The sequence below is a fragment of the Stenotrophomonas sp. STEN021 genome (assembly GCF_056760175.1).
In genome coordinates this window covers 1-12,945 of record NZ_JBRREH010000007.1, presented here as the reverse complement: position 1 = coordinate 12,945, position 12,945 = coordinate 1, and the positions used below count along the sequence as shown (strand labels likewise).

16 protein-coding genes are annotated in these 12,945 nt (G+C 63.4%); 6 read left to right on the top strand and 10 right to left on the bottom strand.

Features of this window, described 5'->3' with window-relative positions; all coding sequences use genetic code 11:
* The 3 genes from minD to ACVOL0_RS02430 are packed head-to-tail and all read right to left on the bottom strand — an operon-like array spanning position 1 to position 2,214.
* Entirely contained in the window at positions 1-810 is an 810-nt protein-coding gene (gene minD, locus ACVOL0_RS02440; RefSeq protein WP_481547742.1) for a septum site-determining protein MinD, read from the bottom strand.
* A gap of 32 nt (positions 811-842) precedes the next feature.
* Positions 843-1,622, bottom strand: coding sequence for a septum site-determining protein MinC (gene minC, locus ACVOL0_RS02435; RefSeq protein WP_481547741.1), 780 nt, complete (start codon positions 1,620-1,622; stop codon positions 843-845).
* Between the two features lies 1 nt (position 1,623).
* Entirely contained in the window at positions 1,624-2,214 is a 591-nt protein-coding gene (locus ACVOL0_RS02430; RefSeq protein WP_481547740.1) for a GNAT family N-acetyltransferase, read from the bottom strand.
* Between the two features lie 149 nt (positions 2,215-2,363).
* Between ACVOL0_RS02430 and ACVOL0_RS02425 the strand changes: the two genes are divergently transcribed.
* From ACVOL0_RS02425 to ACVOL0_RS02405, 5 genes are all read left to right on the top strand, one after another.
* Positions 2,364-3,563, top strand: coding sequence for a sensor histidine kinase (locus ACVOL0_RS02425; protein ID WP_481547739.1), 1,200 nt, complete (start codon positions 2,364-2,366; stop codon positions 3,561-3,563).
* Positions 3,563-4,204, top strand: coding sequence for a response regulator (locus ACVOL0_RS02420; protein ID WP_282271150.1), 642 nt, complete (start codon positions 3,563-3,565; stop codon positions 4,202-4,204). The genes ACVOL0_RS02425 and ACVOL0_RS02420 overlap by 1 nt, the downstream gene beginning before the upstream one ends.
* 339 nt (positions 4,205-4,543) lie before the next feature.
* Positions 4,544-5,683 (top strand): polyketide cyclase, encoded by a 1,140-nt coding sequence (locus tag ACVOL0_RS02415; RefSeq protein ID WP_481547738.1) that lies wholly within the window; start codon positions 4,544-4,546, stop codon positions 5,681-5,683.
* Between the two features lie 99 nt (positions 5,684-5,782).
* On the top strand, positions 5,783-6,154 hold the full coding sequence (locus ACVOL0_RS02410; RefSeq protein ID WP_481547737.1) for a DUF423 domain-containing protein: 372 nt from the start codon (positions 5,783-5,785) through the stop codon (positions 6,152-6,154).
* A gap of 3 nt (positions 6,155-6,157) precedes the next feature.
* Complete coding sequence (locus ACVOL0_RS02405; protein WP_481547736.1) at positions 6,158-6,832, top strand: DNA-3-methyladenine glycosylase family protein; 675 nt, start codon at positions 6,158-6,160, stop codon at positions 6,830-6,832.
* A gap of 182 nt (positions 6,833-7,014) precedes the next feature.
* Here ACVOL0_RS02405 and ACVOL0_RS02400 read toward each other — a convergent pair whose 3' ends face one another.
* Genes ACVOL0_RS02400 through ACVOL0_RS02370 form a run of 7 tightly spaced genes read right to left on the bottom strand, consistent with a single transcriptional unit; the run spans position 7,015 to position 11,244 of the window.
* Positions 7,015-7,827 carry a M15 family metallopeptidase gene (locus ACVOL0_RS02400; RefSeq protein WP_481547735.1) on the bottom strand — a complete coding sequence of 271 codons (813 nt, stop codon included), beginning with the start codon at positions 7,825-7,827 and terminating at the stop codon, positions 7,015-7,017.
* 9 nt (positions 7,828-7,836) lie between these two features.
* Positions 7,837-8,385, bottom strand: a complete 549-nt coding sequence (locus ACVOL0_RS02395; RefSeq protein WP_481547734.1) for a PH domain-containing protein — start codon at positions 8,383-8,385, stop codon at positions 7,837-7,839.
* A gap of 20 nt (positions 8,386-8,405) precedes the next feature.
* Positions 8,406-9,677: an alpha/beta hydrolase gene (locus ACVOL0_RS02390; RefSeq protein ID WP_481547733.1), complete on the bottom strand. Its 1,272-nt coding sequence runs from the start codon at positions 9,675-9,677 to the stop codon at positions 8,406-8,408.
* A gap of 23 nt (positions 9,678-9,700) precedes the next feature.
* On the bottom strand, positions 9,701-9,883 hold the full coding sequence (locus ACVOL0_RS02385; RefSeq protein WP_481547732.1) for a DUF4177 domain-containing protein: 183 nt from the start codon (positions 9,881-9,883) through the stop codon (positions 9,701-9,703).
* Positions 9,880-10,059, bottom strand: a complete 180-nt coding sequence (locus ACVOL0_RS02380; protein ID WP_481547731.1) for a type II toxin-antitoxin system antitoxin — start codon at positions 10,057-10,059, stop codon at positions 9,880-9,882. Before ACVOL0_RS02380 ends, ACVOL0_RS02385 begins: the two co-directional genes overlap by 4 nt.
* Complete coding sequence (locus ACVOL0_RS02375; protein ID WP_481511105.1) at positions 10,056-10,340, bottom strand: hypothetical protein; 285 nt, start codon at positions 10,338-10,340, stop codon at positions 10,056-10,058. The genes ACVOL0_RS02380 and ACVOL0_RS02375 overlap by 4 nt, the downstream gene beginning before the upstream one ends.
* 22 nt (positions 10,341-10,362) lie before the next feature.
* On the bottom strand, positions 10,363-11,244 hold the full coding sequence (locus ACVOL0_RS02370) for an SPFH domain-containing protein (RefSeq protein ID WP_481547730.1): 882 nt from the start codon (positions 11,242-11,244) through the stop codon (positions 10,363-10,365).
* A gap of 233 nt (positions 11,245-11,477) precedes the next feature.
* Between ACVOL0_RS02370 and purT the strand changes: the two genes are divergently transcribed.
* Positions 11,478-12,662, top strand: a complete 1,185-nt coding sequence (gene purT / locus ACVOL0_RS02365; protein WP_481547729.1) for a formate-dependent phosphoribosylglycinamide formyltransferase — start codon at positions 11,478-11,480, stop codon at positions 12,660-12,662.
* Positions 12,663-12,945 lie beyond the last annotated feature (283 nt).

The window sequence follows — 12,945 nt, the reverse complement described above, 5'->3', positions numbered from 1 at the left end:
TTATCCTCCAAACAACTTGCTGAAGAAGCCCTTCTTCTCCACGGTGGTGAAGCGCATCGGGCGCTCTTCACCCAGGATGCGACCAACGGCATCCTCATAGGCCTGACCGGCCGGCGACTCGGCGTCCAGGATGACCGGTTCGCCCTTGTTGGAGGCGTTGAGCACGTCGCCGGATTCGGGAATGACGCCGATGGCCTTGAGCCCCAGCACTTCTTCCACGTCGGTGATGCTCAGCATTTCGCCGCTTTCAACGCGCGAGGGGCTGTAGCGGGTCAGCAGCAGATAGGCCGGCACGGCCTTGCCGGCTTCGGCATTGGCGGTCTTGGAGTCGAGCAGGCCGATGATGCGGTCCGAGTCACGTACCGAAGAGACTTCCGGGTTGACCACGACAACGGCGCGATCGGCGAAGTACATCGCCAGGAACGCGCCCTTCTCGATGCCGGCCGGGGAGTCGCAGATGATGTAGTCGAAGCCGTCGGCGGCCAGGTCCTTGAGGACCTTTTCCACGCCTTCCTTGTTCAAGGCGTCCTTGTCGCGGGTCTGCGAGGCAGCCAGCACGAACAGGTTGTCAAAACGCTTGTCCTTGATCAGGGCCTGCTTGAGCGTGGCCTCACCGTGGACGACGTTGACGAAGTCGTACACCACCCGGCGCTCGCAGCCCATGATCAGGTCAAGGTTGCGCAGGCCGACGTCGAAGTCGATGACGGCAACTTTCTTGCCGCGCCGCGCGATGCCACAGGCGATGCTGGCGCTGGAGGTGGTCTTGCCGACGCCGCCCTTGCCGGAGGTGACTACGATGATTTCAGCCAAAGGATCTCTCCTGAATGTCGTTGTGAGCTGCGTCAATCCAGCGCAGCAATCATGATCTGGTCCTGTTCCAGCCACACCTGCACGGCCTTGCCGCGCAGATTGTCCGGAATATCGTCCAGTACCTTATACCGTCCTGCAATCGCGACCAGTTCAGCGTGGAAGTCGCGACAGAAAATGCGTGCGCTGGTGTTGCCCTGGGCACCGGCCAATGCGCGGCCACGCAGCGTACCGTAGATATGGATGCTGCCGTCGGCGATGACTTCGGCGCCAGCACCCACTGTTGAGAGTACGGTCAGGTCGCAGTTCTCGGCGTAGAGCTGTTGGCCCGAGCGTACCGTGCCCAGCTGCATCTTGCCGGGCTGCGCTGCAGCGCTGTCGGTGGCGGCTGGCGCGGCGGGGGGCGCTGCTGCGGCGGCACGTTTGCTTTGTTTGGGGGCTGCTGCCGGTGCGGCGGCAGGTTCGGCTTCGAGGGGTTCGTACTGGGCGCGGAACTTGGCCAGTACCGGCAGGCCAAGTTGCTGCGACAGGGTTTCTGTCTCGCTGGTGCCGTAGGCCAGGGCTACCGGCAACACACCGGCGTCGCGCAGGCCGCTGACCAGCTGCTGGGCGGTGGCCAGGTCCGGCAATTGGCTCAAACCGCCGAAATCCAGGATCACTGCCGCGCGGCCGAACAGCTTGGGCGCACGCGCCACGCGTTCGCGCATTTCCTGGGCCAGGCGCTCCACGTCGAGGGTGCGGATGCGCAGGTTGGCAATGCCGACCTGCCCGATTTTCAGTTCACCAGCTTGTTCGTAATCCAAATTCACTGCCATCTCAGGTTCCGGTCGGCCGCTGTTGCAGCAGCCGGCGTGTGTTGCCTACCCAGGGAACGTCGGGCAGGTTGTCGCCATAGGTCTCTTTTACCCACTCGTAGCTGCACAGATCCTTGAGCAGCATGCTGGCCCGCACATCGACCGAGGGCATGGTGTTCTGGCCGACCTCGCGGAAGCCGAAGCTGCCATGGAACAGCAGGGCGGCATCGGCGCCGTGGTCGAGGAAGACCTCGCAGGCCATCTGCGGGTAGCGCAGTTCAGCGTAACTCTGGGCATCGGCATAGAACGCGCGGCCGACACCGCCGCCGCGGCGGCGGCTGGCCACCACGATGCGGTCGATATAGAAGAAGCTGGGGTAGCGCTGCTGGAACCAGGCGAAGTTGCAGCTGTCATGGACACTGTTGCTGCCGTAGCCGACCAGGAAACCGGCCATGTTGCCGTCGCGTTCGGCAACCCGGAAATATTCGGCGGTTTCGTAGAAACGGCGGAGCTTGGCTGCATCCAGCGGAAGAATCGCAAGACCAGCGTTGTTGTTCAGTGCCAGGACGGAATCGAGCTCGTGCTCGCGCACGTCGCGGATAACAATCGACATTGTGACTCCGTGGGGTATCGCGGTCGGCCCTGAGGGCTGTGGCGCGATTATCGCATGGGTGGCACGAGCCGGGCGAGCCATCGGCGAAGGTTGCCATGCATGACTTCCGAGGGAGGGCGCTGGGGCGGCCGGGTCCTTACCATGCACGCATGTTGGGATACCTCAGCCATACCCGAGTCCTCCGCCTGGCCGGCCTGTTTACCTGGGCCCTGGTCAGCCTGCCCCTGGTCTATACCCAGTACGCACCGGAGGAGGGCGTGTTGCAGCCGGCTGCCAGCGAGGCGATCTGGCTGTTCGTGGCCTACCTGACCTTCGGTGGCTGCTACTTCTGGCTGACCCGCGGGCTCAACGCCGCCGGCCATACCAGCTGGTACGACCGCTTGGCGCTGCTGCTGCTGACGGTTTCGGCGCTGGTGGTCAGCTATCTGTCCGCCACCGGCCTGGGCAGCATCCTGATGATGGTCGCGGCCGGGGTGATCCCGTGGCTGTTGAGCCGCTGGGTGGGTGTGATCTGGCTGGTGCTGAGCCAGTTGGCGGTGCTGCCAGTCTATAACCTGATCCTGGGCCTGCCGCTGTTCGAGGCGTTGCTGCAGTCGCTGCTATACGGCGGCTTCTCGATGTTCATCTTTGTCACCAGCCTGGTGGCGCGGCAGCAGACCCAGGCGCGGGAGGAACAGCGGCGTTTGAATGCCGAGCTGCGCGCCACCCGCCTGCTGCTGGCCGAAAGCGCCCGGGTCAATGAGCGCACCCGCATTTCCCGCGAGCTGCACGACCTGCTCGGCCATCACCTGACCGCGCTGAGCCTGAATCTGGAAGTGGCCGGGCATATCACCGAGGGGCAGGCGCAGGAACATGTGCGGCAGGCACATACCCTGGCCAAGCTGTTGCTGACCGACGTGCGCGAGGCGGTCAGCCAGCTGCGCGAGAGCGGGGCGATCGACCTGACGGCGGCGCTGCGGCCACTGACCGAACGGGTGCCATCGCTGGATATCCACCTGCAGATCGATGACCCGTTCAGTGTTGAAGATCCCGAGCGCGCCCACGTGCTGCTGCGCTGTACACAGGAAATCATCACCAATGCGGTGCGCCACGCCGGCGCCCGCAATCTGTGGATCAAGGTGGAGCGGGATGCTGCCCAGGTAGTCATCAGCGCCTATGACGACGGCATCGGCGGCGAATTTGAGGAAATAATGCCGGGCAATGGTTTGCGCGGCATGCGTGAGCGGCTGGCGCAGTACGGGGGTGTGCTGGACGTATCTGCACGAAGTGGCGAGGGTTTCCGTCTTCGCGCCAGCCTGCCGCTGGTTACCAATATGATGTTGGCCTCGGGGCCGCAAGGAGTGAATTGATGATCCGTGTCTGTCTGGTCGACGACCAAACCCTGGTACGGCAGGGCATCCGTTCGCTGCTGGCGCTGGATGACGGTATCGAAGTAGTGGCCGAGGCCATCGATGGCCGCCAGGCGGTGGAAATGATTCCGCAGGTGCAGCCCGATGTGGTGCTGATGGATATGCGCATGCCGGTGATGTCCGGGCTGGAGGCGCTGCAGACGCTGAGCCGTGCCGGCACGCTGCCGCCCTCGATCATCCTGACCACCTTTGACGATGACCAACTGGTGCTGGCCGGGCTCAAGGCCGGTGCCAAAGGCTATCTGCTCAAGGATGTGACCCTGGAGCAGCTTGTTGGCGCGATCCGCACCGTGGCCAATGGTGGCTCGCTGGTACAGCCGGCCGTAACCCAGCGCCTGCTGTCGGGGCTGGAACACATGCGCAATGAGTTCGTGAGCCTGGACCGGCCAGACCCGCTGACCGACCGCGAGACCGAGATCCTGCGGCTGATGGCCAGTGGCTTCTCCAACAAGGAGATCGCCAACTCCCTGGGCGTGGCCGAGGGCACCATCAAGAACCACGTTTCCAATATTCTTTCCAAGCTGGGCGTGCGCGACAGGACCCGTGCCGTGCTCAAGGCCTTCGAACTGCAGCTGGTCTGAGGTGGGTGCGGCGGCTCCTCACGGACCGGGTGCATACGGTTCCGTAGGGCGCGGTCCTGCCGTGGAGGACGTGTGAAAAGTTGCCTGCGGTACTGGTGCTGGACACCCTGAACGGTGGAAAATGGCGCCGCTACGGACGAAGTGCAGTCCAAGCTATCGGCTGAAGGCGCGTAGGGTTGGTGGTTGATACGCTACCCTGCGGCCTATCGATTGAGATAGCGCATTCTGGTAATGGAAACCGGTGCGCCAAATGTGCTGAACAACCTGCGGAAAGCCTGCTAGGATGGGGGCTTCCCTTCAAATCAACCCGGCCGTGGGATCGGCCCCGGAGACTCCTGAATGACCCGTATTATCGAGTTCCTGATCGCTTTGGGGATCGTGGCTGGCCTGTTTGTCCTCATTGGCGTATGTCTGCCGGGCGAGCGCCACATTACCGAAAGCATCGAAACCAACCGCAAGATGACGATCGTGTATGACACGGTCAACAGCCTGCGCCGCTTCAAGGATTGGAATCCGCTTGTGCTGCGCGACAAGGCCGTGGAGCTGAAGTTCAGCGGCCCGGACGCCGGCAAGGGCGCCCGCATGGACTATGCCTCCAAGGACCTGGGGCAGGGCAGCTGGGAAATCACCGATAGCGAGAAGAACAAGCGCGTCGTGATTGCCATCGAAGACCCGACCCGCGGCAGCGACAAGGTGACCTCGTTCACCCTCGAGCCGACCGGCAAGAACGACCGCAACGTCAAGATTACCCAGGACTACAGCGTCAAGTACGGTTTCGACCTGTTTGGTCGTTATGCCGGCCTGTATGTCAGCCGTCACATCGGTGACGACCTGAAGCTGGGTCTGTCGCGCATGGCCAACATGCTGGCCTCGGTGCCGAACGTTGACTACGCCGCCCCCGAAGCACCGCTGACTGACCTGAAGGTCATCCAGGTGCCGGCAGAAAACCTGCTGGTGGTGAACGCCGGTAACATCGACCGCAACAACGATGCCATCCAGAAGTCCATTGACGACAACATGGAATGGATCAAGCGTGCGATGGACGCCAATGGCCTGGTTGCTGCTGGTCCTGTGCGTATCGTGACCACCGATTTCGGCGCTGAAAAGTACGCCTTCGACGTGGCGCTGCCGGTTCGCAAGGGCACTGCCGCTGCGCCGGCTGCCGACAAGAAGGACGGCGAAGCTGCTGCTCCGGCTGTTGCCGCTGCACCGGTTGCTGCGGGCGATGCGCCTGAGCTGAGTGTCAAGGTTCCCGCGGGCAACCCGGTGACCTACGTGCACGCTCCGGCCCACCGTTCGGCATTTGCTTCCTACACCGGCCATATGGCTGGCCTGGACCTGGCCCGCAACGGCCTGCGTGCATGGGCTACCACCACCGGCAACGAAGTTGTTGATCGTCCGTATGAGTCGTGGAAGGGTGGCGTGGCCAAGGCCTTCACCGTTGATGGTTCCTACGACCTCTACTGGGCGGTCAAGTAATCATCGGGTTGTTGACGATGATCTGATCGAGAAAACGCGTCGCTTCCAGCGGCGCGTTTTTTTTATGGACAGTGTTTGCAGGATTGATGGGAGAGCGAGATGTTGGGAGTGGAGCGGCGGGCGCGTAAACCTTCGTTTCTTGCGTTCTGTGGTGGTCTGTTGGCGGCGGCGGCGATCGGGCTGTCGGCGTATGCCTCACATGGTGTGAGTGAGCCGCTGGCGCAGTCGCATCTGAATACCGCGGCCTTGTATGCGTTTGGCCACGGCGTGGTGCTGGTGGGATTGGGGGCATCTTCGGTAAACCAGTTGGGGCGGGGTTCCTTGTATGTATTGCTGTTGGGGACCTTGTTGTTCTCCGGTAGCCTGGTTGGCAATGTGCTGATGCATTGGCCGACGACGCTGGCACCGGCCGGCGGCATCACCTTGATGGGCGGTTGGGTGCTGCTGGCGCTCAGTGCCCTGCGTCGCTGAGCGATGCCCCGCTATCGACGCGGCTTTGATATTGATGCTGCGCAGGCGCACCTGCAGCGGGTGGACAAGCGTCTGGCCAGTTGGATGCGGCGGGTTGGGCCGTTGCCAGCGCCGCAAGGCTGGGCACGTTCGTTCGACCCGGTAGATGCATTGGCGCGTGCGATCCTGTTCCAGCAACTCAGTGGCAAGGCCGCCTCGACGATAGTTGGACGCGTGGAAACCGCAGTTGGCAGCAAGCGTCTGCACGCGGCAAGCCTCGATCTGATTGATGACCCGGGGCTGCGCGCCTGTGGTGTATCCGGCAACAAGGCCTTGGCCCTGCGCGACCTGGCCCGGCGCGAGCGCGCGGGGGAGTTGCCGAATCTGCGGCGGATGTCGGTGATGCATCACCAGTCCATCGTCGATGCCCTGGTGGCGGTGCGCGGCATCGGCCGTTGGACTGTTGAGATGATGCTGATGTTCCGCCTCGGTCGGCCGGACATCCTGCCGGTCGATGACCTGGGTATCCGCAAGGGTGCCCAGCGTGTGGATGGCAGCGAGACGATGCTCGCGCCCAAGGCCCTGGCCGAGCGTGGCGAGCGCTGGGGCCCGTACCGCACCTGGGCCAGCCTGTATTTGTGGCGCATCGCCGACTTCAGTGCCGAGCCGAAGCAGAAAACCAATCGTTCGCAGGACTAAACGGCAACGTTGTGGGAGCTGCTCTTTTGTAGGAGCGGCGTAAGCCGCGAAGCCAGTTGGGGCATCGGGTCTGAATTGCTGCCTGCTTGGCCAAGTCTGTCTCAGCGTTGGGCCGGATGTTTGCCTTGATTGCGATTTTGCCCGGCAGCCCGGTTGCGTCAGCTTCGCGGCTTACGCCGCTCCTACAAGTCCGAAGCGCTGCGATAACACCAGTGCCAGGGCTCGTAGACGATGCCGTGTGGGTTGTCGCGCGGGTAACTCATGTGAAAGCCGAAGCGTGCTGCGTTCCGCTGCAGCCAGGCGAACCCGGCAGTCTGCTCGAAGGATTCTTCGGCAGGCGGCTCGCCCGGTGTGCTGATGTCCAGTGCGTCACCGCCGTGGTGTTCGCTGTAGCCGGGTGCAGCGTTGACGGTGAGGATCTCGTCCACGCTCAGGCCGCGTGCCAGCTTGCGTTCAAAAATACCGAGTTGATAGTCGTGGCTGCGGTAGCCGGAAATCGCATCCAGCGCGACACCATCAATGGCGGCTGCCTGCTGCATGCGTTGCCAGCCGCGCGCTGCAGCGCCGGTCAGCCAGAGCGGACGGCGGTAACGATCAAAACCGGCCAGGCGCAGATGCGCCGGTTCGGCGACCAGCGACAAACCGGTGCGCGCGGCATAGGCATCGGCGTCCAGATCCAGTTGCTGCAGTCGCAGGTGCAGCTGATGCAAGGGCAGGCTGCTGCTCGGTGCTGGAATACGGGAGGGCCGCGTGCGCAGGGCGTCCAGTGCGGTCAACGCAAAGTCGATGCCGGGTTCGTCCGCCAGCCGGGTCACCAGTGGCATCAGTCCAGCGCGCAGTTGTGCGGCCAGATAGCGACCATCGCACTTGCGACGCAGTACCTGCGTTGCCCGGGCCAGTACGCGTGCATCGTCACTGCTGCGTGCACGCAGCAGGCCGCCGGGCCAGATCTCGATGTCGGGCGTGTTGAGCAGGATGTGGGGAGCGTTGCGCATGCGTCCAGCTTAGGCCCGTGCGTCGTCGTCGGCCAGTCGCCTGAGTTCATCCAGCAGCGCGCGCGGCTGCTCGGGGCTGATCAGCACACTGTTGCCGTCGCGCAGCGGGATCACCAGCACGCGGCTGTCGTCGGTGATCAGGCAGAAGGCCTTGCCGCCGCCCTTCATATGGAAGTGGCCGGCGCGGAAACCGGGGAACTGGAAGCCGTTGGATTTCCCGCCGGGCTTGAAGTCGGGGTTCTCGGCGAAATTGACCACGCGCGCGCGATCCAGCCACATTGAACTCAGCGGGACGCGCCGGGTGTACATGGTGGCGGCGATGGTCAATTGCTTCGGTTCAACGCGCAGTTCGCGTCGCCGGTAGGCCAGGGTCAGCGCTGTGCCAACCACGGACAGTACCAACCAGCCGCCCCAGGAAGCGAATGTCGCCTGGAACGGTGGCTTGCCGGCGAACACCCTGATGAGCGGATCGATGCTGAGCACCAACAGCATGGGCGCCCATAACCAGAGCAGGAGTGAGCTGGTTGGTTTGGCGACGATGAACGTTTTTGTCTCCATTGACGTGGCATTGCGGCCGCTCATCGCTGCGCCTTGATCCATTGCGCGATGTCGTTGATCAGTTCTGCATCGACGTGGCCCGGGCGCGCATATTCTTCCAGTGAGCCCTTGCCTTCACCGGCGATGCCGAGATGGTTGAGTGCCGGGTAATGGCGGAAACGGTAGCGCTCGCCTTGCAGCCCCTTGTTCCACAGCTGCCAATCGGCATCGACGACCTGGAAGTCACGGCCGCCCTGCAACAACAGCACCGGCAACTTGCTGTCACGCGCATCGGCAACGGGGTCCACGCTTTCCAGCTGTTGCCAGAAACGACCGGGGACTTCCATCAGTCGTGCCTCCGGATTGCTGCGCACGGCCGCGATGGCTGCATCCAGTGCGGTGAGTTGGGCTTGGTCCTCGGCGCTGATCGTGCCGTCCAGGCCGAGCATATAGCGGTTCTGTTCGGCCAGCAGGTCGAGGATGGGGCGCGCTGGTGCGGCCAGCAGCACCAGTCCAGCCAGCCTGCCATTGGCGGCCTTGGCGATGCGTCCAGCGAGCAAACCACCTTGGCTGTGGCCGAGCAGGTAGACGTGTCGAGGGTCGATGTTGGCGTTGGTTGCCAATGCGTTTACTGCAGCGACCGCATCGTCGGTGGTCTCGTCATCGATGCTGAAGCTGCCTTTGAAATCCTGCGGTCGCGCGTGACTGCGCTTTTCATAGCGCAGTACGGCGATGCCCTGTGCTGCCAGTCCGCGCGCGATGTCCAGGAACGGACGGTTGGGGCCGATGGTTTCATCGCGGTCCTGCGGGCCGGAGCCGTGCACCAATATGATCGCGGGGAAGGGGCCTTTGCCCTTTGGCAGCGTCAATGTGCCTGGCAGTGGCGCGCTGGCGCTGCCACTGGCTGGTACGTTGAACTCCTGTTCGATGAGGCCGGCGTCAGCTGCAGGCGGTGGCGCCGGTGCAGCTGCTGAGGGCTGCAGCAGGAAGCCGGCAACCTTGTCGTCCTTGTCCAGCACGATGCGTGCCTGCAGTGCGCCGTTGGCGTAGCGCAGTGGAATGACGACGATGCGGAAGCCGTCGGCTTCGGTGGTTGCAGCTTCGCCACGTGGACCGGCTGCGCCCATCTGCGCGGGCAGGGATTCCCAGACTGCCTTGAGTTTGTCAGCGGGTACCGCCGCTTGCATCTGCGCTGAAAAATCCGCTTCGGCCGCCGAATACTGGCCGGCATCAAGCCGGTCCAACAGCTGATTGGCCAAGGTGGCTGGATCGGCGGCCTGGACGCTGCCGGGGAGGGAAAGAGCCGCTGCCATGAGCCATCCGCCCAGGGCTTTCATCACTGGGCCTTTTTGAAGATCAGGGTTGGGCTGGAAACCGTCGGTGTGGCATGAACCACGTTGACGAGTTCCCAGCCAAGCCGGCCTTGCCTATCCAGCTCTTCCTGCAGTGCCTCCATTTTGAAGCTGCCCATCAGGGTGGTTTTCAGTTCGACGACCAGGTATTTCCACTGCGTGTTCATGGCTCTTCCTTGGGTTCTTTATCAGGTTTGGGTAGGCGCCCCGCCTTGCGCAGGGCGTCGCGGATCACGTACTCGATCTGCGCGTTGAGGCTGCGCAGCTCGTCATCGGCCCAGCGCTGGGTCGCGGCCAGGACATCAGCGTTGATGCGCAGCGGATAGGCCTTCTTCTCGCTCACCGGCGGGGTGCTCCGTTGTTGCCGCGACGTAGGTGCAGCACCAACGAAATGCCCAGCGCATTGACCGCCACTACCAGCGCGATGATCACGCCGTAGGCGATATTGCGGTTGTCACCGGCCAGGTAGACGCCGGTTGCAGCCACGAACATGCACAGCGCGATCAAGGCCCAGCGCAGGCCCAGCCCGCGTGCGTGGGCGGTGCCCGGGCGTCCACTCCACACCGCGAAGCACAGTGCAGGGATGCCGGTGGCGGCGATGATCAGGGGGGCAAAAACATTCACTACGATTACCTCATTACGTTGTTCAGTACAGCGAGCCGGCATTGACGATCGGCTGGGTGCCGCGGTCCGAGCACAGCACGGTCAGCAGGTTGCTGACCATGTGCGCCTTGCGTTCTTCGTCGAGGGTGACGACGGCGTTCTTCTGCAGTTCCAGCAGCGCCATTTCCACCATGCCGACGGCCCCGGCAACGATCTGCGTGCGTGCGGCGATCACCGCGCTGGCCTGCTGACGCTGCAGCATGGCCTGGGCGATCTCCGGTGCATAGGCGAGGTGGCTGATGCGCGCATCAAGCACCTGCACGCCAGCATCGGCCAGACGCTCGGCCAGTTCGTCCTTCAGGTGCTGGGAGATCTCGGCGGCATGGCTGCGCAGTGCCAGCTGGCCATCGGTGTGCTGGTCATAGGGATAGCTGGTGGCCATCGCACGCAGCGCCGATTCGGACTGGATGTGGACGAAGCTTTCATAGTCGTCGACGTTGTAGACCGCTTCGGACGCGTCGACCACCTGCCAGACGATGACTGCGGCGATCTCGATCGGCGAGCCGTCCAGTTCATTGACCTTGAGCTTGCCGCTTTCGAAGTTGCGCACGCGCTGGCTGACGGAGCGCTTGCTGAAGAACGGGTTGTTCCAGCGCAGGCCGTTTTCCTTGACCGTACCGACGTATTTGCCGAACAGGCTGATCACGGCCACCTGGTTGGGCTGGACCATGTACAGGCCGCAGCTGAGGAAGATGCCGACGATCACCAGCACGATGCCGCCGATCGCCATCGGCCCGCCACCACCGGTGCCATTCTTGGTGACTACGATCGCAGCAATGATTGCGATGGTGCCCGCAAGCATCATCGCGAGGGTGCCAAGCAGGGTTGGAATGCCGGTCATGGAACCGATGGACTTCTCTTTCATGGCACATCTTCCGTGGTAGTTGGAATTAAAGGTATCAAATTGATATCAACATGCAAGCGATTCTGGCGGCCCCCCTCGGTGGGTGCCGCAACCTGCAGCCAGGGTGAGCGGGCAGGCCAATGCCAGGCTCATTCCGCTTGCTCCCGGGGAACGCTGCGCATGCCCGGGCTCCCCCGCCGGCGATCCGGCTTGCCTAGAATAGGCACCCTCTTTTGCGCCCCCGGACCTGCCTGATGATCACCCTCGGTACCCCGTTGTCCCCATCCGCCACCCGCGTCCTGCTGCTTGGTTCGGGCGAACTGGGCAAGGAAGTGGCGATCGAACTGCAGCGTTTCGGGGTGGAAGTGATCGCTGCCGACCGCTACGCCAACGCCCCGGCCATGCAGGTGGCGCATCGCAGCCACGTATTGGACATGCTCGACCCGGCCGCGCTGAAGGCCTTGATCGCGCAGGAGCGGCCGCATCTGGTGGTGCCGGAGATCGAGGCGATCCATACCGAAACCCTGGTGCAGCTGGAAGCCGAGCAGGGCTTGCGGGTGATCCCGACCGCGCGCGCCGCACGGTTGACCATGGATCGCGAAGGCATCCGCCGCCTGGCTGCGGAAAGCCTGGGCCTGCCGACCTCACCCTATCGCTTCGTCGATACCGAAGCCGAGTACCGCGACGCGGTGGCGGCCATCGGCCTGCCCTGCGTGGTCAAGCCAGTGATGTCGTCCTCGGGCAAGGGGCAGAGCACGCTGCGCAGCGAGGCCGACATCGGCCCTGCCTGGGAATACGCGCAGACCGGTGGCCGCGCCGGTGCCGGCCGTTGCATCGTCGAAGGCTTCATCGACTTTGATTATGAAATCACCCTGCTGACCGTGCGCCACGCTGGCGGCACGGCGTTCTGCGATCCAGTTGGCCATCTGCAGAAAGACGGCGACTACCGCGAAAGCTGGCAGCCGCAGGCGATGTCGGCAAAGGCACTGGAAGGCGCGCAGCAGATTGCCCGTGCCATTACCGATGACCTAGGTGGCTGGGGTCTGTTCGGTGTCGAGCTGTTCGTGAAAGGCGACGCGGTGTGGTTCAGCGAGGTGTCGCCGCGGCCGCATGACACAGGCCTTGTTACGCTGGTATCGCAGGAACTGAGTGAGTTCGCCCTGCATGCACGCGCCATTCTTGGCCTGCCTATCCCGAACATTCGCCACAACGGTGCATCGGCGTCGTGCGCGATGCTGGCGCAGGGTAATGGTGTGCCGTTCTTCAGCAATGTGGCCGAAGCACTGATCCATCCGGATTCGGCACTGCGCCTGTTCGGCAAGCCGATGGTGCAGGGCCAGCGCCGCGTCGGCGTGACCCTTGCCCGCGCCGCCGACGTGGACCAGGCCCGCGCGATTGCGCGTGATGCGGCAGCTGCCATTGGAATCGAGCTGCGCTGAGCTTGGCTCCCTCCCTTTGCCGAAGGCAAGGGGAGGGTTGGGGAGGGGTAAAACCCCGCTGCGGTGATGCAGCTCCCGTACAAGTAGCTAGCCGCAGGCTTGTAGGAGCGGCGTAAGCTGCGAAGCTGGCAATGCTGCAGCAGCGGGATGCATCGTCATCTGATGATGTACCAGCTTCGCCGGGGGACCCGGCCCCCCACAAAAAACCCACAAAAAAACCCCGCGGTTGGGGGGGGGTTTTTTATATTCAAAACCCCCCCACAACTTGAGTGTGGGGGGCGAA

Bases quoted from the DNA above. Each gene is read 5' to 3' on its own strand.
- minC (WP_481547741.1), bottom strand. From the start codon at position 1,622: ATGGCAGTGAATTTGGATTACGAACAAGCTGGTGAACTGAAAATCGGG.
- ACVOL0_RS02430 (WP_481547740.1), bottom strand. From the start codon at position 2,214: ATGTCGATTGTTATCCGCGACGTGCGCGAGCACGAGCTCGATTCCGTC.
- ACVOL0_RS02425 (WP_481547739.1), top strand. From the start codon at position 2,364: ATGTTGGGATACCTCAGCCATACCCGAGTCCTCCGCCTGGCCGGCCTG.
- ACVOL0_RS02420 (WP_282271150.1), top strand. From the start codon at position 3,563: ATGATCCGTGTCTGTCTGGTCGACGACCAAACCCTGGTACGGCAGGGC.
- ACVOL0_RS02415 (WP_481547738.1), top strand. From the start codon at position 4,544: ATGACCCGTATTATCGAGTTCCTGATCGCTTTGGGGATCGTGGCTGGC.
- ACVOL0_RS02410 (WP_481547737.1), top strand. From the start codon at position 5,783: ATGTTGGGAGTGGAGCGGCGGGCGCGTAAACCTTCGTTTCTTGCGTTC.
- ACVOL0_RS02405 (WP_481547736.1), top strand. From the start codon at position 6,158: ATGCCCCGCTATCGACGCGGCTTTGATATTGATGCTGCGCAGGCGCAC.
- ACVOL0_RS02400 (WP_481547735.1), bottom strand. From the start codon at position 7,827: ATGCGCAACGCTCCCCACATCCTGCTCAACACGCCCGACATCGAGATC.
- ACVOL0_RS02395 (WP_481547734.1), bottom strand. From the start codon at position 8,385: ATGGAGACAAAAACGTTCATCGTCGCCAAACCAACCAGCTCACTCCTG.
- ACVOL0_RS02390 (WP_481547733.1), bottom strand. From the start codon at position 9,677: ATGGCAGCGGCTCTTTCCCTCCCCGGCAGCGTCCAGGCCGCCGATCCA.
- ACVOL0_RS02385 (WP_481547732.1), bottom strand. From the start codon at position 9,883: ATGAACACGCAGTGGAAATACCTGGTCGTCGAACTGAAAACCACCCTG.
- ACVOL0_RS02370 (WP_481547730.1), bottom strand. From the start codon at position 11,244: ATGAAAGAGAAGTCCATCGGTTCCATGACCGGCATTCCAACCCTGCTT.
- purT (WP_481547729.1), top strand. From the start codon at position 11,478: ATGATCACCCTCGGTACCCCGTTGTCCCCATCCGCCACCCGCGTCCTG.